Origin of the sequence: Pseudomonas putida S13.1.2, from assembly GCF_000498395.2 — a bacterium.
GTDB classification, from domain to species: domain Bacteria; phylum Pseudomonadota; class Gammaproteobacteria; order Pseudomonadales; family Pseudomonadaceae; genus Aquipseudomonas; species Aquipseudomonas putida_Q.
This window is the reverse complement of the sequence record NZ_CP010979.1, coordinates 826845-848558: the sequence shown is the minus strand read 5'-3', so window position 1 is coordinate 848558 and position 21714 is coordinate 826845. Positions and strand designations below refer to the sequence as shown.

General features: G+C 63.6%; 22 protein-coding genes. 11 read left to right on the top strand and 11 right to left on the bottom strand.

The genetic code is table 11. The features are described from left to right. Positions 1–64: 64 nt before the first annotated feature. From rbsD to N805_RS03655, 6 genes are read right to left on the bottom strand one after another with little or no spacing between them, the layout of a single operon-like run. Entirely contained in the window at positions 65–463 is a 399-nt protein-coding gene (rbsD, locus tag N805_RS03680) for a D-ribose pyranase (protein ID WP_028613275.1), read from the bottom strand. Beyond that, a complete protein-coding gene (gene rbsK, locus N805_RS03675) occupies positions 460–1368 on the bottom strand; it encodes a ribokinase (protein ID WP_028613276.1) in 909 nt (302 codons plus the stop codon). The genes rbsD and rbsK overlap by 4 nt, the downstream gene beginning before the upstream one ends. 15 nt (positions 1369–1383) lie before the next feature. Next, positions 1384–2406, bottom strand: coding sequence for a LacI family DNA-binding transcriptional regulator (locus tag N805_RS03670; protein WP_028613277.1), 1023 nt, complete (start codon positions 2404–2406; stop codon positions 1384–1386). A gap of 4 nt (positions 2407–2410) precedes the next feature. Then, positions 2411–3406 carry an ABC transporter permease gene (locus N805_RS03665; protein ID WP_028613278.1) on the bottom strand — a complete coding sequence of 332 codons (996 nt, stop codon included), beginning with the start codon at positions 3404–3406 and terminating at the stop codon, positions 2411–2413. Next, positions 3403–4956: a sugar ABC transporter ATP-binding protein gene (locus tag N805_RS03660; protein WP_028613279.1), complete on the bottom strand. Its 1554-nt coding sequence runs from the start codon at positions 4954–4956 to the stop codon at positions 3403–3405. The genes N805_RS03665 and N805_RS03660 overlap by 4 nt, the downstream gene beginning before the upstream one ends. Positions 4957–4976: 20 nt before the next feature. Beyond that, complete coding sequence (locus N805_RS03655) at positions 4977–5936, bottom strand: sugar ABC transporter substrate-binding protein (protein WP_028613280.1); 960 nt, start codon at positions 5934–5936, stop codon at positions 4977–4979. A 404-nt stretch (positions 5937–6340) separates the two neighbouring features. Between N805_RS03655 and N805_RS03650 the strand changes: the two genes are divergently transcribed. Beyond that, entirely contained in the window at positions 6341–7429 is a 1089-nt protein-coding gene (locus N805_RS03650; protein WP_028613281.1) for an asparaginase, read from the top strand. 162 nt (positions 7430–7591) lie between these two features. On the opposite strand, the gene hpaR (N805_RS03645) is transcribed toward N805_RS03650, so the two are convergent. Both hpaR (N805_RS03645) and hpaA read right to left on the bottom strand, forming a co-directional pair. Then, positions 7592–8014, bottom strand: a complete 423-nt coding sequence (gene hpaR, locus N805_RS03645) for a homoprotocatechuate degradation operon regulator HpaR (RefSeq protein ID WP_028613282.1) — start codon at positions 8012–8014, stop codon at positions 7592–7594. A 154-nt stretch (positions 8015–8168) separates the two neighbouring features. After that, a complete protein-coding gene (gene hpaA, locus N805_RS03640; RefSeq protein WP_028613283.1) occupies positions 8169–9074 on the bottom strand; it encodes a 4-hydroxyphenylacetate catabolism regulatory protein HpaA in 906 nt (301 codons plus the stop codon). A 171-nt stretch (positions 9075–9245) separates the two neighbouring features. On the opposite strand from hpaA, the gene N805_RS03635 reads away from it, so the two are divergent. The 8 genes from N805_RS03635 to hpaI all read left to right on the top strand — a co-directional run bounded on the left by N805_RS03635 (position 9246) and on the right by hpaI (position 16728). Beyond that, on the top strand, positions 9246–9905 hold the full coding sequence (locus tag N805_RS03635) for a fumarylacetoacetate hydrolase family protein (RefSeq protein ID WP_028613284.1): 660 nt from the start codon (positions 9246–9248) through the stop codon (positions 9903–9905). Positions 9906–9915: 10 nt separating this feature from the next. Next, complete coding sequence (locus N805_RS03630) at positions 9916–10680, top strand: fumarylacetoacetate hydrolase family protein (RefSeq protein WP_028613285.1); 765 nt, start codon at positions 9916–9918, stop codon at positions 10678–10680. Between the two features lie 5 nt (positions 10681–10685). After that, the gene (gene hpaE / locus N805_RS03625; RefSeq protein WP_028613286.1) at positions 10686–12146 is read left to right on the top strand and encodes a 5-carboxymethyl-2-hydroxymuconate semialdehyde dehydrogenase; all 1461 of its coding nucleotides are present in this window, start codon (positions 10686–10688) and stop codon (positions 12144–12146) included. Between the two features lie 193 nt (positions 12147–12339). After that, positions 12340–13263: a 3,4-dihydroxyphenylacetate 2,3-dioxygenase gene (gene hpaD / locus N805_RS03620; protein WP_028613287.1), complete on the top strand. Its 924-nt coding sequence runs from the start codon at positions 12340–12342 to the stop codon at positions 13261–13263. Positions 13264–13325: 62 nt separating this feature from the next. Then, on the top strand, positions 13326–13730 hold the full coding sequence (locus N805_RS03615; RefSeq protein ID WP_028613288.1) for a 5-carboxymethyl-2-hydroxymuconate Delta-isomerase: 405 nt from the start codon (positions 13326–13328) through the stop codon (positions 13728–13730). Between the two features lie 55 nt (positions 13731–13785). Next, on the top strand, positions 13786–15093 hold the full coding sequence (locus N805_RS03610; RefSeq protein WP_028613289.1) for an MFS transporter: 1308 nt from the start codon (positions 13786–13788) through the stop codon (positions 15091–15093). Between the two features lie 17 nt (positions 15094–15110). Then, positions 15111–15914: a 2-oxo-hept-4-ene-1,7-dioate hydratase gene (gene hpaH / locus N805_RS03605; RefSeq protein WP_028613290.1), complete on the top strand. Its 804-nt coding sequence runs from the start codon at positions 15111–15113 to the stop codon at positions 15912–15914. A 10-nt stretch (positions 15915–15924) separates the two neighbouring features. Beyond that, positions 15925–16728 carry a 4-hydroxy-2-oxoheptanedioate aldolase gene (gene hpaI, locus N805_RS03600; RefSeq protein WP_028613291.1) on the top strand — a complete coding sequence of 268 codons (804 nt, stop codon included), beginning with the start codon at positions 15925–15927 and terminating at the stop codon, positions 16726–16728. Positions 16729–16877: 149 nt separating this feature from the next. Here hpaI and N805_RS03595 read toward each other — a convergent pair whose 3' ends face one another. Together N805_RS03595 and N805_RS03590 are read right to left on the bottom strand one after the other, a co-directional pair. Then, a complete protein-coding gene (locus N805_RS03595) occupies positions 16878–17807 on the bottom strand; it encodes a p-hydroxyphenylacetate 3-hydroxylase reductase component (RefSeq protein WP_028613292.1) in 930 nt (309 codons plus the stop codon). A 79-nt stretch (positions 17808–17886) separates the two neighbouring features. After that, positions 17887–19056 (bottom strand): p-hydroxyphenylacetate 3-hydroxylase oxygenase component, encoded by a 1170-nt coding sequence (locus N805_RS03590; RefSeq protein WP_028613293.1) that lies wholly within the window; start codon positions 19054–19056, stop codon positions 17887–17889. Positions 19057–19258: 202 nt separating this feature from the next. On the opposite strand from N805_RS03590, the gene N805_RS03585 reads away from it, so the two are divergent. After that, a complete protein-coding gene (locus N805_RS03585) occupies positions 19259–19858 on the top strand; it encodes a TetR/AcrR family transcriptional regulator (RefSeq protein WP_033741991.1) in 600 nt (199 codons plus the stop codon). 11 nt (positions 19859–19869) lie between these two features. Here N805_RS03585 and hpaR (N805_RS03580) read toward each other — a convergent pair whose 3' ends face one another. Next, positions 19870–20292, bottom strand: a complete 423-nt coding sequence (gene hpaR / locus N805_RS03580; RefSeq protein WP_028613295.1) for a homoprotocatechuate degradation operon regulator HpaR — start codon at positions 20290–20292, stop codon at positions 19870–19872. 107 nt (positions 20293–20399) lie between these two features. Here hpaR (N805_RS03580) and N805_RS03575 point away from each other — a divergent pair, with 107 nt between their 5' ends. Continuing rightward, complete coding sequence (locus N805_RS03575; protein WP_028613296.1) at positions 20400–21698, top strand: NAD(P)/FAD-dependent oxidoreductase; 1299 nt, start codon at positions 20400–20402, stop codon at positions 21696–21698. Positions 21699–21714 lie beyond the last annotated feature (16 nt).

Sequence of the window (21714 nt, the reverse complement as noted above, 5' to 3'; positions counted from 1 at the left end):
TTCAAGGCTGGTGACATCCCTGTGGGAGCTGGCTTGCCGGCGATCGGGGGCATAGCCCCCGCCTTCAGAAGGTGACGCCGGAGATGAGGGCGATGTTGCTGTAAGGCTGGCATTCACCGGTACGCACCACCGCGCGGGCACTGCGCGACAGCACCTTGAAATCTTCATGGCTCAGCCATTCGCGCTTGCCCAGCTTGCCCTTCAGCCGCTCGATCTCGACCAGCCCGGGCGGCACCACTTTCTGCATTTCTTCAGCCAGCACATGCCGTTCTACCTGCAACTCGCTCAGCACTACCCGCAACACGCTGGCGAAATCCGGCAGGCCGGGGGTGATGGCCAGGTCGATCAGCTCCACGCCCGGTGGCACCGGCAGCCCGGCATCGCCGATCACCAGGATATCGCCATGCCCCATGCCGGCAATGACCCGCGACAGGGCAACGTTCAGCAACGGGGTTTTCTTCATGGGGCCAGCTCCGCCAGGTAAGGAATCGACGGCTGGGCACCGGCACGGGTAACCGACAAGGCGGCGGCGCGCTGGCCAAAGGCAATGGCCTCGCCCTCCTCCAGCCCCCGCACCAGCCCGGCAGCAAAGCCACCAATGAAGGTATCGCCAGCAGCGGTGGTGTCCAGCGGTTGCACCACCGGCGCCGGATAGTGCCGATGGCCCTGCGCAGTAATCAGCAAGGCCCCTTGCGCCCCCAGGGTGATGATCACTTTACCCGCCCCCAGCTGTAGCAAGCGCTCGCCAGCACGCCGGGCACTGTCCTGGTCAGTGACTGCCACCCCGGTCAGGGCTTCGGCCTCGCTTTCGTTAGGCGTGAGGTAATCGATGCACGCAAACCAGTCCGCCGGCAAGGGGCCGGTGGCCGGCGCCGGGTTCAGGATTACCTGCTTGCCCAGCTCACGGGCCCTGGCCAGTGTCCAGGCCACGGTGTCGGTTGGCACTTCCAGCTGGCAGATGACCACCTCGGCAGCCTGTAACAAGGCATCGAAGCGCTGTACCGACTGCGGCGTCAGCAGGCCGTTGCCGCCAGGAATGATGACGATGCAGTTCTGGCTGGCAGCATCCACGGTAATCAGTGCCACACCGCTGGACACCCCTGGGCAGGTGCTGACGCCCTGGCAGTCGATGCCCTCGACATACAGGGCCCGATGCAGTTGCCGGCCATAGTCATCGTCACCCACGTTGCCGATCATCGCCACGCTGCCGCCCAGCCGTGCCACCGCCACGGCCTGGTTGGCGCCCTTGCCGCCCGGCACGGTGAAAAAGCTTTCGCCGGGGAGTGTTTCGCCGGCCCGGGGCAGGCGCTGGGCGCGGGCCACCAGGTCCATATTGAGGCTGCCGACCACCACAACCTTGGCATTCATGACGTTTCCTTAGCGTTAGCGGTAATCGTTGAACAGGTCCGGGCGCGGCCCGGTGGACTCACGCAGCACGATGCGCGGGGCAACGATGCGTTGCTCCGCCGCACCGTGGCGGGGTGTGCCGATGCGCGACAGCAGCAGCGAGGCGGCGCTTTCGCCCAGCTCGCGAATCGACTGGCCTACCGTGGTCAGCGGCGGGTACACATAGCGGCTGAGCTCGATGTCGTCGAAACCGATCACCGACAGCTCGCCCGGTACGCTGATATTGCGTTCGGCTGCAGCACGCAGCACGCCAAAGCCGATCATGTCGTTGCCGGCAAAAATCGCCGTGGGCCGTTTGCCCTCCAGCACCTGCGCCGCTGCTGCGTGCCCACCTGGGCTGGTGAAGTCGCAGTGCAGCACACGGCTGCCCAGCACCGGCACGCCGGCTTCGGCCATGGCACGGCGGAAGCCGTTCAGGCGCAACTGGGTAACCCCGGTTTCTGCAGGGCCGCCAATATAGGCGACATCGCGGTGGCCAAGCTCCAGCAGATGCTGGGTGGCCAGGTAGGCGCCGTGCTCGTGGTCGATGCGCACCAGGTCGGCATCCACGCCTTCCAGCTCACGGTCGACGATCACCATCGGCGTGCGCACGCAGGCCAGGCTTTGCAGCAGGTCGCTGTCCTGGCCCACCGAGGCCACCACCAGGCCATCGATGCGCTTTTCCAGCAGCACACGCAGGTAACTGCGCTGCTTCTGTGGGTTGTCGTCGGAGTTGCACAAAATCACGCAATAGCCGTTGCGTTCGCAAGCGTCTTCAATGCCCCTTGCCAGCTCGGCGAAGTACGGGTTGACGCTGTTGGGCACCAGCAGGCCGATGGTGGCTGTGCTGCGCGCCTTGAGTGAGCGCGCCACAGCGCTGGGCACGTAGTCCAGCTCGATAATGGCGGCTTCAACCTTCTGCCGCACGTGTTCGCTCACCGGGCGGGTCTTGTTCAATACATGGGACACGGTGGTGTAGGAAATGCCCGCCAATGCCGCGACGTCTTTGATGGTTGCCATAGTGTCAGTTCCGCCGGCCTGCACGCCGGCTACGGTAAGTGTCGAGCACCACGGCGATGACGATCACCGCCCCGGTGATGATGCGTTTGGTCGGCTCGCTGGCGCCAATTTGCGCCAGCCCGGCCGCCAATACGGAAATGATCAGTACGCCAAAAAAGGTGCTGATGACCGAGCCACGCCCGCCCATCAGGCTGGTGCCGCCAATTACCACGGCGGCGATAACTTGCAGCTCCAGGCCGGAGCCGGCGTTGGGGTCGGCTGCTTCCAGGCGCGAAATCTGGAACAGCGCAGCCAGGCCTGCCAGCAACCCCATCAGGGCGAACACCAGCACTTTGTATGGGCGCGGGTCGATGCCAGCCAGGCGCACGGCCTCTTCGTTGGTACCAATGCCGATCAGGTAACGGCCGAACACCGTGCGGGTCAGCACCAGGTGGGCCAGCACAATCACCAGCAAGGCGATGATGAACGCTGGCGAAATACCGAAGGCAACCGGGTTGGAGAACCAGGCGTAGGCATCGCCGATGTAGGCGGTGCGCGAGTCGGTGAGCTGGTAGGCCAGGCCGCGGGCCATTTCCAGCACCCCGAGCGAGACGATGAACGAGGGAATACGCCAAGCCACGGTAACGCCACCGGTGATGCTGCCGGCCAGCGCGGCCACAGCCATGCCCAGCAGCGCCGACGGCAGCACGCCCCAGCCCCAGCCAAGAATCGCCACACTCACTGCAGAAGCAGCCAAGGCCAGCACCGAGCCCACCGACAGGTCGATACCGCCGATAATCAGCACAAAGGTCATGCCCACGGCCAGTACCATCAGGTCGGGGATCTGATTGGCCAGGGTGCTGAAGGTGCTGTACGACCAGAAGTGGCTGCTTAAGAACGAGAACAGCACGATCATCGCCAGCAAGGCGCCGGCCAGGCCAAGGTAGGTGCCCAGGCCAAAGTACGTGCCGCTGCGGCGCACCGGGGTGGCGCCTTGAGTGTCCAGCGGGGAGGTTTTCATGCATCCATCCTGGGGGCTGCATCGTGCAGCAGTGCGTCACGTTTCTGATAACCGGCAAAAGCGGCAGCAAGCAGCTGGTCCTGGCTCCAATGGTCACGTTCAAAGGTGTCGATCAGGCGGCCGGCCGACAGCACGGCGATGCGGTCGCAGATCAGCATCAGCTCACGCAGGTCGCTGGACACCACTACCAGTGCCTTGCCTTGGCGCGCCAGCTCGGCCAGCAGGCCGTAGATGTCGAATTTGGCACCCACGTCGATGCCCCGGGTGGGCTCGTCGAACAGCAGCACCTGGCAGTCGCGCTCCAGCCAGCGGCCTATCACCACCTTCTGCTGATTGCCGCCAGACAGCTCGCCCACCACTTGCTGCGCGCCAGCACTGCGAATGCGCATGGCCTGGATCTGGCGCTCGGCCAAGGCCTGTTCCGCCTCGCCATCGAGCACGCCCGCCCGCGATACCGCACCCAGGTTGCCCAAGGCGATGTTGGCGCTGATCGACTGCGTCAGCAGCAGGCCCTCGCCTTTGCGGTCTTCGGTGATGAGCGCGATACCGGCCCGCACTGCGGCCTTGGGCGAGTCGATGCTTACCGCCTGCGGCGGCTGGCCCAGCGCGATGCTGCCACTGTCGGCGCGATCGGCACCGTAGATCAGGCGCAACAGCTCGGTACGGCCGGCGCCGATCAGGCCGGAGATGCCAAAGATCTCCCCTGCCCTGACCTCAAACGACACTTCGCGCACCTTGTCAGCACGGCTGAGTTTGTCGACCTTGAGCAGCGGCGCACCGATCTGTCGACGACCCAGGTCGATATGCTCGCCCAGCTCGCGGCCGACCATCAGGTTGACCAGTTCGGCGCTGCTGTAGCGCTGGATCGGCTCGTCGCACACCAGCTTGCCATCGCGCAGTACAACGATGCGTTGGGCCACGCGCTGTAACTCTTCGAGACGATGGGAGATATAAACGATGGCCACGCCCCGCTCGCGCAGGCGCTCGATCTGGGTAAACAGCAACTCCACCTCGCGCGCAGTGAGCATGGCAGTGGGCTCGTCGAAGATCAGTACATGGCAGTCACCGATCAGGTTGCGGGCAATCTCGACCATCTGCTGATGGCCGATGCCCAGCTCGCCCACCGGGGTATCCGGGTCGATGGCATCGAGCCCGACCTGCGCCATGGCGGCGGTGGCCAACTGGCGCAGGCGCTTTTGGCTGATCCAGCCGAAGCGGCTGGGCAGGTTGTCGAGAAACAGGTTTTCCGCCACGGTCAGCGTCGGCAGCAAGTTCAGCTCCTGCATCACCATGCGCACCCCAAGGCGCTCGGCCACGCTGCGGCTGCCGGGCGCGTAGGCCTGGCCGCGGTAGGTCATGTGCCCGGTGGTGGGCACCTCCAGGCCGCTGATGAGCTTGGACAACGTACTTTTTCCCGCGCCGTTCTCGCCGGTCAGGGCCAGCACTTCGCCGGCCCGCAGGTTCAGGCTGACCTCGCCGAGCACGGGCTGGGCGTAGGTCTTGCCCAAGCCGCTGGCGGACAGCACCACTTCATTGGCCGATGCAGGCATGGCCGTTTCTCCTGGCACCGTCAGGGCTTTTTGGTGATGAGTTCGACCGGGGTCTGGATGACGTTGTCGGCATCCACATCCGGTTTCTCGCCCTTGACCATTTTCAGCGCAGCCTGAATGCCGTACACCGCCTGCTGGCTGGCGGCCTGGTCGAGGGTGGCAAGCACGCGACCATCGGCAAGCATCGGCTTGATGGCGTTGATGTTGTCGTAGCCCACCACTTGCACCTGGCCGGCCTTGCCGGCGGCGCGCACGGCCGACACGGCGCCCAGGGCCATGCTGTCGTTGCCGGCCAGCAGGGCCTTCAGGTCGGGGTATTCGTTGAGCATGGCGGCGGCGACGCCGTTGCCTTTGTCGATTTCCCAATTGCCGCTTAGGACCGAGACGATTTTCATCTGCGCGGCGTCCATGGCGTCCTTGAAACCGGCGGTACGCTGCTGGGCGTTGGTGGTGGTCGGCACGCCTTCGATGATGCCCACCTGGTCGCCGGCCTTCAGCTTCTGGCTTGCCAGGTAGTCGCCGACCAGGCGCGCGCCCTTGCGGTTGTCAGGGCCGACGAAGGGCACGCTGATGCCTTTGCTCTTGAGCAGGTCAGGGTCCAGGCGGTTGTCGATGTTGATCACCACCACGCCCTGGGCCATGGCCTTCTGCACCGCCGACACCAGCGCCTTGGAATCTGCCGGGGCAATCACCAGCGCCTTGGCGCCGGCATTGACCATCTGCTCGACAATGCGAATCTGCTCGACGGTGTCGGTCTCGTTCTTGATGCCGTTGGCAACCAGGTCGAACTCGTCGGCGTGGGCTTTCTGGTAGTCCTTGGCGCCGTCTTCCATGGTGCGGAAGAATTCGTTGGCCAGTGACTTCATCACCAGGGCGACCTTGGGCTTGTCTTCGGCGTGGGCAGCAGACAGGGGCAGTGCGAGGGTAAGGGAGGAAACGACAGCGAGGGCCAGCAGACGACCGGGGAACGGCAGTTTCATGGACGATGACTCCGAATCTTGTGTTTTTTATCGGATCGCAAACGTTTGCGTTGACTAACTATGGAAACAGGACCGCGGTTTGTCAAATCCGTTTGGCTGTCGGAGGCCAAGCACTGCTGTGGCCGATTATGCAGATTTTTCCGAAAAACCGAACACCTTTTCCTATGCTTGTTCGGAATTACGAATGAAACACTGCCCTTGTAGGAGCGGCCTTGTGTCGCGATGGGCGGCGCAGCAGCCCCGGCAATGTGTGCTGAAGCCAGCATTCTGGGGCTGCTGCGCAGCCCATCGCGACGCAAGGCCGCTCCCACACAAAAAGCCGTCCGCGCAAGCTGGTACGAAACATGCCTGTAGCCCTGCGCGACTCAATAACTATCTCACTAGAAAGAGAGAGAACAATAACGATGAATGCCGCACTTAAAACCTTCGCCCCCAGCGCACTCGCCCTGCTGCTGATTCTGCCAACCTCCGCCTCAGCCAAAGAAGCCGAAACCCAGCAGAAACTCGCCAACGTGGTCATCCTCGCCACGGGCGGCACCATTGCCGGCGCCGGCGCCAGCGCTGCCAACAGCGCCACCTACCAGGCCGCCAAGCTGGGCGTCGACAAGCTGATTGCCGGCGTGCCGGAACTGGCCGACATCGCCAACGTGCGCGGTGAGCAGGTGATGCAGATCGCCTCTGAAAGCATCAGCAATGACGACCTGTTGAAACTGGGCAAGCGCGTCGCCGAGCTGGCCGACAGCAAGGATGTCGACGGTATCGTCATCACCCACGGCACCGACACCCTCGAAGAAACCGCCTTCTTCCTCAACCTGGTGGAAAAGACCGACAAGCCAATCGTGGTAGTCGGCTCGATGCGCCCGGGCACCGCCATGTCTGCCGACGGCATGCTCAACCTTTACAACGCCGTGGCCGTGGCCAGCGACAAGCAGTCGCGTGGCAAGGGTGTGCTGGTGACCATGAACGACGAGATCCAGTCGGGGCGTGACGTGAGCAAGTCGGTCAACATCAAGACCGAAGCCTTCAAGAGCGCCTGGGGCCCGATGGGCATGGTGGTGGAAGGCAAGTCCTACTGGTTCCGCCTGCCAGCCAAGCGCCATACGGTCAACTCCGAGTTCGACATCAAGCAGATCAGCAGCTTGCCGCAGGTGGACATTGCCTATGGCTATGGCAACGTGACCGACACCGCCTACAAGGCACTGGCGCAGAACGGTGCCAAGGCCCTGATTCACGCAGGCACCGGCAACGGTTCGGTGTCGTCGCGGGTGGTGCCGGCGTTGCAGGAACTGCGCAAGAACGGCGTGCAGATCATCCGCTCGTCGCACGTCAACCAGGGTGGCTTCGTGCTGCGCAACGCCGAACAGCCGGATGACAAGAACGACTGGGTGGTGGCCCACGACCTGAACCCACAGAAGGCTCGGATTCTGGCGATGGTGGCGATGACCAAGACCCAGGACAGCAAAGAGCTGCAGCGGATCTTCTGGGAGTACTGAGTACCTCGCCGCCATCCCCTGTAGGAGCGGCCTTGTGCCGCGAATGGGCGGCGAAGCGGCCCCAGGATTTGAGCTTCGCCGCGGAAATCGCCGGGGCTGCTGTGCAGCCCATTCGCGGCACTAGGCCGCTCCTACAGAAGCTCGCACAAAGCCTGAAGAACGTTATGGCACGATGCGCTTCAGGTCATTCAACAACCCCATCAACTGTTTTAGCTTCTCTTCACCAAACTGCGCCTGAATCTTCTGGTAGTTGGCGTCCATCCCTTCCTTCATCGAGGCAAAGCACGCCTCCCCGCCTTCGGTCAGGCTGACGAACACCCGCCGCTGGTCCTGCGCCGCCTTTTGCCGCCGCACCAGCCCGTCGCGCTCCAATCGCCCCAGCACCCCGGTCATGCTCGGCTTGAGGATGCAGGCCAGCTCCGCCAGCTGGTAATTCTCCAGCTCACCCTGCTGCTTGAGGATGCGGATTACCCGCCATTGCTGCTCGGTCAGGTCGTGCTCGTTCAGCAGCGGCCTGAAAAATGCCATCGCGGCTTCGCGAGCCTGCAAAAGGCTGAGCGTGAGCGAAGGTTGTGTCTTGGTCATGGTCAAGCCTGTGGTTTTCTCAATTCACAAATTTAAGGGCATGCAGGCTGGAAAGTGCAATCTGTTCCACGGAAAACCCATTCAGGCCACGCGCTCCAGCTGCCACCATCCGGTACAAACAACAACAGCAACCGGGTGAGCCAACGTGGCCATATCACTGCAATGCGGCCTGCCGCTGCCGGTACTCCCCGGGCGTGAGCTTGGCGTAGCGGTTGAAGAAGCGGCTGAAATAGGCCGGGTCCTTGAAGCCGAGCTGGTAACAGATTTCGTTGGCCGTGCTACCGGAAAACAACAGCAAGCGCTTGGCCTCCTGCATCAGCCGTTCCAGCACCAGGCGTTTGGACGGCAGGTCGGCGATGCGCCGGCATACATCGTTCAGCCGCGCCTCGGTGACGCCGATCTGCTGCGCGTAGCGGGCCAGCGGCCAATGCTCCAGGTAATGCGCTTCGATCAGCGCATTGAAACGGTGAAAGATCTTCAAGTCTTCATGCCGCGCCGGGGTCGATTCCAGCGAGTGGGGGCACAAGCGCAGCAAGCTGATCATGATCAACCGGGTCAACGACTGCAGCGCTGCCTCGCGCCCCGGTTGCTGCGTGGCAAATTCGTCGCTCAACGCTTCCAGCCAGCCTTGCAGGCGCTGCGCCTCGGCCTTGAATTCGGCCGGCAGGTTGCCCAGCGCCACACAGGCAGGCTGCACCTGCATGCCTGCCGGCAGCAGGCTGGCATCGGCTTCGATCAGTTGCCACACCAGTTGCTGGCGTACGGTCAGCACATGCCCATCGCTGTCAGCTTCGGTGACGAACGCGTGGGCGACCGTGGGCGGTGTGAGGAAGAACATCGGCCCTGCCTCGATGTACTGCTGGTCGTCCAGATACACCCGCACCGTCCCCGACTTCACGTAATGCACCTGGAAGAACCGGTCATGCCGGTGCACCGGCATATTGCGCCCGAAAAAGCCCGCCAGGTTGCCCAGCCGGTCGTAATGCACCTCACTGTCGCTGTAGCGCTGGTCGTACACCTGGCCGATGTTGATGTTCGGAATCGGATGCCGGTCGCTCATGGCTGCTTGCTCGCAAATCGCTTGACCCTGTTGACGATGGCCCATGGTGCCTTGCCTTGCTGGCAGGCGCCACTGGCCACCCCTTGACCATCGTTAACATATTAACTATAACATTAACACATTAACGAAATTCGCAGGACGGCCACCGCCCTGCACTGCCAGGAGAAGAGCATGAGCCATGCCCTGCATGACGTTGCCAGCGGCACCCTGTTCGGCGTCGCGCTGAACTACCAGGGTTTGCTGCAGCAGCACCAAGCGGCGTTCGTCGAAGCACCGTACAAGCAACTGCCGGTCAAGCCGGTGTTGTTCGTCAAGACCCCGAACACCCGCAACCAGCATGAAGGCCAGGTGGTGTTCCCGGCCGGCGTGCAGCGCGTGCAACCCGGCCCGGCGCTGGGCGTGGTGATTGGCAAGGACGCCAGCCGCGTCAGCGTGGCGCAAGCCCTGGAGCATGTGGCGGGCTACACCATCGTCAACGAAGTGAGCCTGCCCGAAGACAGCTACTACCGCCCCGCAGTCAAGGCCAAGTGCCGTGATGGTTTTTGCCCGGTCGGCCCCGAACTGGTGCCCGCCAGCCAAGTGGCCAACCCCGATGCCCTGGGCGTGCGCCTGTATGTGAATGGTGAACTGCGCCAGCACAACAACACCGCCAACTGCGTACGCACGGTGGCGCAGCTGATTGCCGAAATCAGTGAGTTCATGACCCTGCACGCCGGCGACATCCTGATCACCGGCACCCCCGAGGGCCGCGTCGATGTACAGCCAGGCGACCGCGTCGATATCGAAATCGACGGCCTGGGCAAGCTGACCAACCACATCGTCGCCGAGTGAGGAATTACCTGTGAAACACGCCCGTATCCAGTTCGACGGCCAGGCCCACGATGTCACGGTCGAAGACGATCACCTGCGCCTGGCCGACGGCCGCCTGGTGCATCAAGACCAGGTCACCTGGCTGCCACCCGCCACCGGCAGCATGTTTGCCCTGGGCCTGAACTACGCCGACCACGCCAGGGAGCTGGCCTTCGCGCCGCCCACCGAACCACTGGCCTTCATCAAGTCGCCGGGCACCTACACCGGCCACAACCAGGTCACCTGGCGCCCGGACAACGTCGAATACATGCACTACGAGTGCGAGCTGGTGGCGGTGATCGGCAAAGCGGCGAAAAACGTCAAGCGCGAGGACGCCCTGGCCTACGTTGCCGGCTACACCGTGTGTAACGACTACGCCATCCGCGACTACCTGGAAAACTACTACCGCCCCAACCTGCGGGTGAAAAACCGCGACGCCACCACCCCGGTCGGCCCATGGATCGTCGATGCGGCCGATGTGCCGGACGTCAGCAACCTGAAGCTGCATACCTGGATCAACGGTGAGCTGAAGCAGGAAGGCACCACGGCGGACATGATCTTCGACATCCCGCACCTCATCGAATATTTCTCCAGCTTCATGACCCTGCAACCGGGCGACATGATCGCCACCGGTACGCCAGAAGGCCTGGCCGATGTGGTGCCGGGCGATGAAGTGGTGGTGGAAGTGGAAGGCGTCGGTCGCCTGGTCAACCGTATCGTCAGCGAAGCTGACTTCTTCAAGAACAACAAGGCATGAGCAGCATGATCAAGCACTGGATCAACGGCCGTGAGGTCGAGAGCAAAGACACCTTCATCAACTACAACCCGGCCACCGGCGACGCCATCTGTGAAGTCGCCAGCGGTGGCGCCGAGGAAGTGGCCCAGGCGGTGGCTGCTGCCAAGGAAGCCTTCCCCAAGTGGGCCAACACCCCGGCCAAGGAACGTGCCCGGCTGATGCGCAAGCTGGGTGAGCTGATTGAGCAGAACGTGCCGAAACTGGCCGAGCTGGAAACCCTCGACACTGGCTTGCCGATCCACCAGACCAAGAACGTGCTGATCCCGCGTGCCTCGCACAACTTCGACTTCTTCGCCGAAGTGTGTACGCGCATGGATGGCCACACCTACCCGGTCGACGACCAGATGCTCAACTACACCCTGTACCAGCCGGTGGGTGTGTGCGGCCTGGTAAGCCCATGGAACGTGCCGTTCATGACCGCCACCTGGAAGACCGCGCCGTGCCTGGCGCTGGGCAACACCGCCGTGCTGAAGATGAGCGAACTGTCGCCGCTGACCGCCAACGAACTGGGCCGCCTGGCGGTTGAAGCTGGCATCCCCAACGGCGTGCTGAACGTGATCCAGGGGTATGGCGCCACCGCCGGCGACGCACTGGTGCGCCACCCCGATGTGCGCGCCATTTCCTTCACCGGCGGTACCGCCACCGGCAAGAAGATCATGCAGACCGCCGGCCTTAAAAAGTACTCGATGGAACTGGGCGGCAAGTCGCCGGTGCTGATCTTCGAGGACGCCGACCTGGAACGTGCGCTGGACGCCGCGCTGTTCACCATCTTCTCGCTGAACGGCGAACGCTGCACCGCCGGCAGCCGCATCTTCATCCAGGAAAGCGTGTACCCGCAGTTTGTCGCCGAGTTTGCGGCGCGCGCCAAGCGCCTGATCGTAGGTGACCCGACCGACCCGAAAACACAGGTCGGTTCGATGATCACCCAGCAGCACTACGACAAGGTTACCGGCTACATCCGCATTGGCATCGAAGAAGGTGCACGCCTGGTCGCCGGGGGCCTGGAGCGCCCGGCCAACCTGCCTGCGCACCTGGCCAAGGGGCAGTTCATCCAGCCCACCGTGTTCGCCGACGTGAACAACAAGATGCGTATTGCCCAGGAAGAAATCTTCGGCCCGGTGGTGTGCCTGATCCCGTTCAAGGACGAAGCCGAGGCGCTGCAACTGGCCAACGACACCGAGTACGGCCTGGCCTCGTACATCTGGACCCAGGACATCGGCAAGGCCCATCGCCTGGCCCGTGGCATCGAGGCCGGGATGGTGTTCATCAACAGCCAGAACGTACGCGACCTGCGCCAGCCGTTCGGCGGCGTGAAAGGTTCCGGTACCGGGCGTGAGGGTGGGCAGTACAGCTTCGAGGTCTTTGCAGAGATCAAGAACGTGTGTATTTCCATGGGTAGCCACCACATCCCGCGCTGGGGCGTGTGACCTGACCCTGCAAGGCTGATGCGGTCCCTGTAGGAGCGGCCTTGTGTCGCGATGGGGCGCGCAGCGGCCCCGGCAATATCTGCGGCATGGCTGAAATCCAGGGGCCGCTGCGCGCCCCATCGCGACACAAGGCCGCTCCTACAAGGGACCGCGTCAGCCCCAAAACAACAACAACGTCTTATCGGAGACCCCCATGGGCAAACTCGCTCTCACTGCCAAGATTACCCATGTACCGTCCATGTACATGTCCGAACTGCCAGGCCCGCGCCAGGGCTTTCGCCAGGCGGCCATCGACGGGCATCACGAAATCAGCCGCCGTTGCCGTGAGCTGGGCGTGGACACCATCGTCGTGTTCGACACCCACTGGCTGGTCAACGCCAACTACCACGTGCTGTGCGGGCCGCATTTCGAGGGCGTGTACACCAGCAACGAACTGCCGCACTTCATCAGCAACATGCCCTACGCCTTCCCCGGCAACCCCGCGCTGGGCAAGCTGCTGGCCGATGAGTGCAACCGCTTCAACGTCGAAACCATGGCCCACCACGCCACCACCCTCGCCCCGGAATACGGCACCCTGGTGCCCATGCGCTACATGAACCAGGACCAGCACTTCAAGGTGGTCTCGGTCTCGGCACTGTGCACCTCGCACTACCTGGCCGACAGTGCCCGCCTGGGCTGGGCCATGCGCAAGGCCGTGGAAGACCATTACGACGGCACTGTGGCGTTCCTGGCCAGCGGCTCGCTGTCGCACCGCTTTGCGCAGAACGGCCAGGCGCCGGACTTCGCCACCAAGGTGTGGAGCCCGTTCCTGGAAACCCTCGACCACCGTGTGGTGCAAATGTGGCAAGACGGCGAGTGGGAAGCTTTTTGCGGGATGCTGCCGGAGTACGCCGCCAAGGGCCATGGTGAAGGCTTCATGCACGACACGGCAATGCTGCTGGGTGCGCTGGGCTGGTCCGACTACGACGGCAAAGCCGAAGTGGTAACGCCCTACTTCGGGTCTTCTGGCACCGGCCAGATCAACGCGATTTTCCCGGTCACGCCCCAGGACGGCTCGGCCATCCCTGCTGCCCAGGCCGCCAACCCGGCTGCAGTGATGTCCACCAGCCGCCTGTAACCCGCCCGTTTGCGCCCGGCCGCCCTCACGGGTGGCCTGCTGCGCCTCACGAGGAAGCCCCCATGCCACATCTGGTTCTGCTCTACACCCCCGACCTGGAAACCGACGCCGACATCCGCGGCCTGTGCCGCGCCCTGGCCGACACCATGCTCGAACAGCGCGATGCCGAAGGCAAAGCCGTGTTCCCCACCGGCGGTACCCGCGTGCTGGCCTACCCCGCCGCCCATTGCGCGGTGGCCGACGGCAAAGGCGAATACGGCTTTCTGTACGCCAACCTGCGCATGGCTACCGGCCGTAGCGCCGAGGTGCACAAAGCCGTGGGCGACAGCTTGCTGGCGGTGTTGAAAGCCCGCCTGGACCCACTGCTGCAGCAGCGCCCAATCGGCATCACCGTGCAGATCGACCACAGCACCGCCCAGGTCTACGACGCCAAGCACAGCACCTTGCACCCACTGTTCAACCGCTAGCGCACCGGCTCAAAACCAAGCCCTCCCTGACTCATTACAGAACAAGTACAAAAACATGAGCACACTCGAACACGCCTCGCCGCGCGAGGCACACGTTGTAAGGGCCGACAGTACCCATCGGGCAGTCACTTGGCGGCTGATGCCGCTGCTGCTGGTGTGCTACCTGTTCGCCCACCTGGACCGCATCAACATCGGCTTCGCCAAGATGCAGATGAGCCAGGACTTGCACTTGTCCGACACGGTCTATGGCCTGGGCGCCGGGCTGTTCTTCATTGCCTATGCGCTGTTCGGCGTCCCCAGCAACCTGATGCTCGACCGCGTTGGCCCACGCCGCTGGATCGCCTGCCTGATGGTGGTATGGGGGCTGTTGTCGACCAGCATGCTGCTGATCGAAAGCAGCAGCGCGTTCTACCTGTTGCGCTTTGCCCTGGGCGCGGCCGAGGCCGGGTTCTTCCCCGGGATCCTGGTGTACCTCAACCGCTGGTACCCGGCCGGGCGCCGCGCCCAGGTCACCGCGCTGTTCGCTATTGCCGTGCCGTTGGCCGGAGTGGTCGGCGGGCCGGTGTCCGGGGCCATCCTGGCCTTCATGCACGACACGGGCGGGCTGCGTGGCTGGCAGTGGATGTTCCTGCTCGAAGGTGCGCCGGTGGTGTTGCTTGGCCTGGTGGTACTGGCCGTTTTGCCGGAACACTTCGAGCGGGTGAGCTGGCTGAATGAGCAGCAGAAAGCCACGCTGCGCGCGCAATTCGGTGAGGAAGAACAGCGCAAGCCAGTAACCTCGTTCGGCGCCATTTTCGCCAGCCGGGCGCTGTGGCTGCTGGTGGCGGTGTATTGCGCGGTAATGCTGGCGGTCAACACCCTGGCGTTCTGGATGCCCAGCCTGATTCACAGTGCCGGAGTGGCCAGCGACGCCAGTGTCGGCCTGCTCAGCGCTGTGCCGTACGTGGCCGGTTGCGTGTTCATGCTGGCGTGCGGGCGCTCCAGCGACCGCCACCGCGAGCGCCGCTGGCACTTGTGCGTACCCCTGCTGATGGCCGCCGCCGGCATTGCCATTGCCGCGATTGCGCCCGGGCAGGCGGTGCCGGTAATGGCCGGCCTGGTGCTGGCCGGCATGGGCGCGAGCGCCGCGCTGCCGATGTTCTGGCAACTGCCGCCGGCGTTTCTCAACGCCCGCACCCAGGCCGCCGGCATTGCCCTGATCAGCTCGCTGGGCAGCATCGCCTCGTTCTTCACCCCTTACTTCATCGGCTGGGTGCGCGACACCACCCACAGCGCCAGCCTGGCCCTGTACGTACTCGCCGTCTTCATCGCCCTGGGCGGCCTGCTGGTGCTGCGCACCCAGGCTGCCATCGTCAACCCTTGAATCAAGAGACCGCCCCCATGCTAGACAACGCTTTCATCCAGCACGCCGCCGAACGCCTCGACCAGGCCGAACGCTCCCGCGAGCAAGTGCGCCAGTTCTCGCTGGAGCAACCGGCAATCACCATCGAAGACGCTTACGCCATCCAGCGCGCCTGGGTGGCAAAAAAGATCGCCGCCGGGCGCAAGCTGGTGGGCCACAAGATCGGCCTGACCTCGCGCGCCATGCAGGTGTCGTCGAACATCACCGAGCCCGACTACGGCGCCTTGCTCGACGACATGCTGTTCGATGAAGGCAGCGACATCCCCTTCGAGCGCTTCATCGTGCCGCGGGTTGAAGTGGAGTTGGCGTTCATCCTCGGTAAGCCGCTCAAAGGCCCGAACGTCACCGTTTTCGATGTACTGGACGCCACCGAGTGGGTAATCCCGGCGCTGGAGATCATTGACGCGCGCATCCAGCAGGTAGACCCGCAAACCCAGGCCACCCGCAAGGTGTTCGACACCATTTCCGACAACGCCGCCAATGCCGGCGTGGTGATGGGCGGGCGGGCCGTACGCCCCACCGAAATCGACCTGCGCAAGGTGCCGGCGGTGCTCTACCGCAATGGCGTGATCGAGGAATCCGGGGTCAGCGCTGCCGTGCTCAACCACCCGGCCAAAGGCGTTGCCTGGCTGGCCAACAAGCTGGCGCCGTACGACGTCACCCTGCAGCCCGGCCAGATCATCCTCGGGGGTTCGTTCACCCGCCCGGTCGCCGCTCGCCCAGGTGACACCTTCCACGTCGACTACGACATGCTCGGCTCCATCGCCTGCCGCTTCGTTTAAGGACCTGCCCATGGACATGCCCATCAACCACTTCAAGCAACGCCTGCGCAGCGGTGAACCGCAAATCGGCCTGTGGCTCGGCCTGGCCGATGCCTACTGCGCCGAGCTGGCGGCCAATGCCGGTTTCGACTGGCTGCTGATCGACGGCGAACACGCGCCCAACGACCTGCGCGGCATGCTCGCGCAGTTGCAGGCGGTGGCGCCCTATGCCAGCCAGGCAGTGATCCGCCCGGTGATCGGCGATACCGCGCTGATCAAGCAGGTGCTGGATATCGGCGCACAGACCTTGCTGGTGCCGATGGTGGAAACTGCCGAACAGGCGCAGCAACTGGTCAAGGCCATGCATTACCCGCCCAAGGGCATTCGCGGGGTGGGCAGCGCGCTGGCGAGGGCTTCGCGCTGGAACGGCATCCCCGGCTACCTGGACCACGCCGATGAGCAGATGTGCCTGCTGGTGCAGATCGAGAACAAGGAAGGCCTGGCCAACCTGGACGAGATCGTTGCGGTGGAAGGTGTGGATGGCGTGTTCATCGGGCCTGCGGACCTGAGTGCGGCCATGGGGCATCGTGGCAACCCCGGGCACCCGGACGTGCAGGCGGCGATCGAGGACGCGATCGTGCGCATTGGCAAGGCGAGCAAAGCTGCGGGCATTCTCAGTGCCGATGAGAAGCTGGCGCGGCGCTACATCGAGCTGGGTGCGGCGTTTGTGGCAGTGGGTGTGGATACCACGGTGCTGATGCGCGGGCTGCGCGAGCTGGCGGGGAAGTTCAAAGGTACAGTGGTAGTCCCCAGTACCGGGGGTGGTGTCTACTGAGGCTTCTGGTTGGATGGCACCGGCTTTGCCGGTGTTCGCGGCTAAAGCCGCTCCCACAGGGGCCGCGCCGTAGTTGCTACTGGCGCTGGACCTGTGGGAGCGGGTTCACCCGCGAACGCCGGCACAGCCGGTGCCATCCAAAGCAATGTTCAGATGTTGATAAGCGCCTTCAGCACGGTCTTGAAAGTCTCCAGCTGCGCCTCACTGAACTGCCCGAACACCTTGTCCTGCTGTTCCCGGGCAATGGTCCACAACGCCTCGGTCTCGTCCACGCCCTTCACCGACAACCGCACACGCCCCTCGTCATCGGCAATCAGCCCTTTGCGCTTGAGGTTGGCCACCGCTTCCTCGATCTCCCGCGCCGGCATCGCCACTTCGCGTTGCAGGTCGTTCAGGCTCAGGCCCGCATCGTTCTCCAGCACCATCAGCATGCGTGCCTCGCTGGTGCGCAGGCCCGTGCACAACTGGCGTGGCTGGTAGTCAGCCTGGTAGGCACGCAACGCCTGGGTCATCAGGTAGTACAGGTTGTGCTGTAGGCGGCCCTGGAAGTGGCTGCTCGGTGCCTGCCCCTCTGTGCGTTGGGTCATGCGGGTATGCGGCAGCACCATTGAATAGGCGCCCTGGTGGTACAGCAGCGGCGAGCGGCCAAAGTCATCAAAGGCCACCACCTTGCCCACCAAAATCCAGTGATCGCCACCGTCCAGCTGCTGGTACTTTTCACACTCGAAGCGCGCCGCGCAATCGGCGAACAATGGCGCGCCGCCAGCGCCGGTCTCGTAGTCGATACCGGCAAAGCGATCTTCCTTCGGGCGGGCGAAGTTGTTGGACAGGTCGATCTGGTCCGCCGCCAGAATGTTCACGGCAAAGTGCGAGGCCTCCTCGAACACTTCATGGCTGGTGGAGCGCTTGTCGATGCTCCACAGGACCAGCGGCGGGTCCAGCGACACCGAGTTGAAGCTGTTGGCGGTAACGCCAACCTTGCGGCCACTGGGGCCGGCGGCAGTCACCACGGTCACGCCGGTGGCGAAGTTGCCCAGGGCGCGGCGGAAGGCACGTGAATCGAAGGTTTCGTTGGACATGCAAGACTCCCGGGCAGGCCTGGCAGCCTGCCCTGTTTGTTGTTGTGCTTGTAGGGGATGGGTGAAAACAGGTGGCGGCTCAGACCATCGCCGGGTCAGGCTCCAGGCCCATCAGCTCGCGGCCGAGGATTTGCGAACACACGTCGTAATCGGTGTAGGCATGGGCACCGGTCATGTGCGAATCGCGGAACAGCCGCTGCAGTTCGTTGCTCTCGAACCAGGCGCCACCACCGGCCGCCTCCATCAGGCGGTCGACGGCCTGGATGCACATCTTCACGGCGTAGCCTTGGTTGGTACGCCAGAACGCCAGCGTGCCACGCGACGGGTATTGGTGGCGGGCACTGTGCTCGGCAATCTCGTCCCAGCTCTTTTCCAGCAGTGCCCGGGCGGCAGCCACCTGGTGGGTCGACTCGGCCAGGCGCATCAGCGCCGGGGTGGCGGCGCCCACAGGGGCACCGGTGTAGGCACGCACCCGGTTGCGGGTTTTCTCGCGGAACACCTCCAGCATGCGCTCGGCAATACCGAGGCTGACCGTGGAGAAGCCGCTGGCAAAATACGGGCGATACGGGGCGAAGAAAATCTTGCTGTCGGGGTACAAGCCAAAGCCCGCCGACTTGCCCTCCATCATGTCCTTGGCCTTCTGGATGCGGTGCTCGGGCACGAAGGCATCACGCACGATCAGGGTCTTGCTGCCGCTGCCGCGCATGCCCACGGCATACCAGTCATCACGGATTTCATAGTCGCCACGAGGCAGGATGGCGAAGCAGTAATCCTGAGCGCCTTCGGCATTCTTGCGGCGGAAACCGAGAATCGCCCATTCGGCGTGGTCGCAACCGGAACTCCAGCCCATTTCGCCGCTGAACGACACGCCACCCTCAACCTCTTCGGTGCGGCCGAACGGCGCGATGCTGCTGCTGGCGGTGGCATCCGGGTCGCTGCCCCACACCTCCTGCTGTAGCTTGGGCGAGAACATTGCCATCTGGTGGCTGTGGGTGCACAGCAGGCTCATGGCCCAGGCGGTGCTGGCGCAGGCCCCCGCCAGCAAGGCGATGCACTGGGCGAACTCCGGCAGGGTGATTTCCATGCCGCCGAAGTGTTTGGGCAAGAAAGCGCGGTGCATGCCGATGCTTTTCAGCAAGGCGATATTCTCTGCCGGCACACTGCGGTCCTGCTCTGCACGCATGGCATTGGCGGCGATGGTCGGCAGGACGGATTTCAGGTCTTCCAGCAGGGGGTTTGGCTTTTTCATGAGCGGTCTCTTTCTTATTGGATTCGAAGACGCGGTCAGTATGTGAGGGGCGATGGGGCGGCGGAATGCACGTTACGAGGGGAACATTGCACTTTCCATGGCGCGCTGAAATTGCACTGCAACAAGCATTGACCCGTGCATTTTCGATCACCACAATCCAACCCTCAAGACGCGCGCGGCCCGCCGCGCCCCTGACGGAGCGATGCTGTTGAAAGACCTTTCCCCTTCTGCGGTGCGTGTGTGCGATGCCGCCGTCGGCCACTTCGCCGAGTACGGCTACGACGCCTCTTCGCTGAACGAAATCGCCCAGCTGGCGGGCATGCGCAAGGCATCGCTGTATGCGCACTTCGCCAACAAGGACGCCTTGTTCGTGGAGGTGTTCCAGCGTGCGCTGGTGCAGGAAACGGCCTTTGTCGAGCACGGCTTTGCGCAGGAAGCCCGCGACGGCCTGGCGCCGGGGCACTGGCTGGCGCTGCACCTGGCTGAGCGTTATCGCGACTCGGCCGAGCTGCGCTTTGTGTTGCGCACAGCGTTCCTGCCCCCATCGGGTATCAAGCCGATTGTGACTTCGGGCTTCGAAAAATACCTGGACGGCATACGAGAAGGGTTCTGCCAGGCCCTGCAAACTCGCCACCGCTGGGCTGATGAGCAGCACAGCCGCCTGGCGCTGTATGCAGATGCCTACCTGGGCATCATCGACAGCCTGTATGTGGAGCTGATGTACGCAGGCCCCGACGCCTATGAGCGGCGCGCGGCAGCACTGCTGAAAGTGCTGGAAGACTCGCTGTCACTCAACCGCTGACGGCGGGTGCGTCAGGGTTTGATCTTCTTCATTTCATCCAGCAGCTGCATCAGTTGCTGCAGCTTGTCCTCGCCAAACTGGGCGAGGATCTTGTCGTAGTTGCGTGTCATCTCCTCGCTCATCGCCAGAAACGCTTGCTGGCCGGCCTCGGTCAGGCTGATAAACACCCGGCGCTGGTCTTCCGGCGACTTGCGCCGCGCCACGATGCCGTCACGCTCCAGGCGCTTGAGCACCCCGCTCATGCTGGGCTTGAGGATACAGGCCAGCTCCGCCAACTGATGGCTTTCCAGCTCGCCTTGCTGGCGCAGGATACGAATTACCCGCCATTGCTGCTCGGTCAGGTCATGGGCATTCAATGCCGGGCGGAAGAACGCCATGGTGGCTTCGCGCGCCTGCAGCAAGGTCAGGGTCAGGGAGGGTCTTGGTGTGGTCATGCGGGCTCAAGGAGGCTGGAAATAGCAAACCGGCGAGTATGCCAGTGCACAATCATTAATACATTAATAGAATGGTTTCTACCCATTTCCAGTCAGCAGGCTGCGTCATGATCACCCTCGAGAGCCCCACCTACTACTCGGCGACCAAGAAGTACAACCTGAGCTTCCCTACCCTGGAACGCGACATCGAGGCCGATGTGGTGGTGATCGGTGGCGGTTTCTCCGGCATTAACACCGCCCTGGAGCTGGCGGAACAAGGCGTGACCAATATCGTCGTGCTCGAGGCCCGTTACCTGGGCTACGGCGGCAGCGGGCGCAACGGCGGGCAGATCATGGCGGGCATCGGCCACGACCTGGAGAAGATCCGCAGCAGCGTCGGCGATCAGGGCGTGAGGGATATCTTCGAAATCAGCGAACTGGGCGCCGGCATCATCAAGGACCGCATCGCCCGCTACGCCATAGACGCCGACTTCTGCCACGGCTATGGCTACATGGGCTTCAACCGCCGCCAGGAACAGACCCTGCGCAAATGGGAGAAGGCGTTCAAGGCGATCAATACACGCGACCAGATCCGTTTTCTCGGTGGCAGCGAAGTGCGCCAGATCATCGGTAGCAACGCCTACAGCAGCGCCCTGCTGCACATGGGCGGTGGCCATGTGCATTCACTGAACCTGCTGCTGGGCGAAGCGCAGGCACTGGTCGGCCATGGTGCGCGCATCTTCGAACACAGCCCGGCCCTGGAAGTGACCTACGGCGAGCGCATCACGGTACGCACCGGCCGTGGCTCGGTACGCGCCAGCAAGCTGCTGTGGGCGTGCGACAGCTTCCTCAACAAGCTGGAGCCGCAGCTGCACGCACGCACCATCAACACCTATGCCTTCCAGATGATGACCGAGCCGTTGCCGGATGAGCTGATCGAGCGCATCAGCCCGATACGCGGGGCTTACAGCGACATCCGCCCGGTCATCGACTACTACCGGGTCACCCGCGAGAACCGCCTGCTGTTTGGCGCCGCCACGCCCTTCGTCGAGCACTTCCCGCTGGACCTGAAGGCCTGGAACCGCGCCCTGATGCTGAAGATTTTCCCCTACCTGAAAGACGTGCGCATTGACCTGGCCTGGGGCGGCCCGATGGCCACCAGTGCCAACCTGTTTCCGCAGATAGGCACCCTCGACAACCGCCCCAACGCCTTCTTTGTGCAGGGCTACTCCGGCTTTGGCGTCACGCCCAGCCACATCATTTGCAAGATACTCGCCGAAGGCATGCATGAAGGATCGAAGCGTTATGACCTGGTCAGCTCGGTCAAGCATGCACGCATCCTCGGCAAAGACCATTTCCGCCCGCTGCTGCTCACTGCCGGCAAGACCCTGCACCAGCTGTCGGGCTACTTCAACGGCCGTCGCTGAGACCAGAGCCCATCAC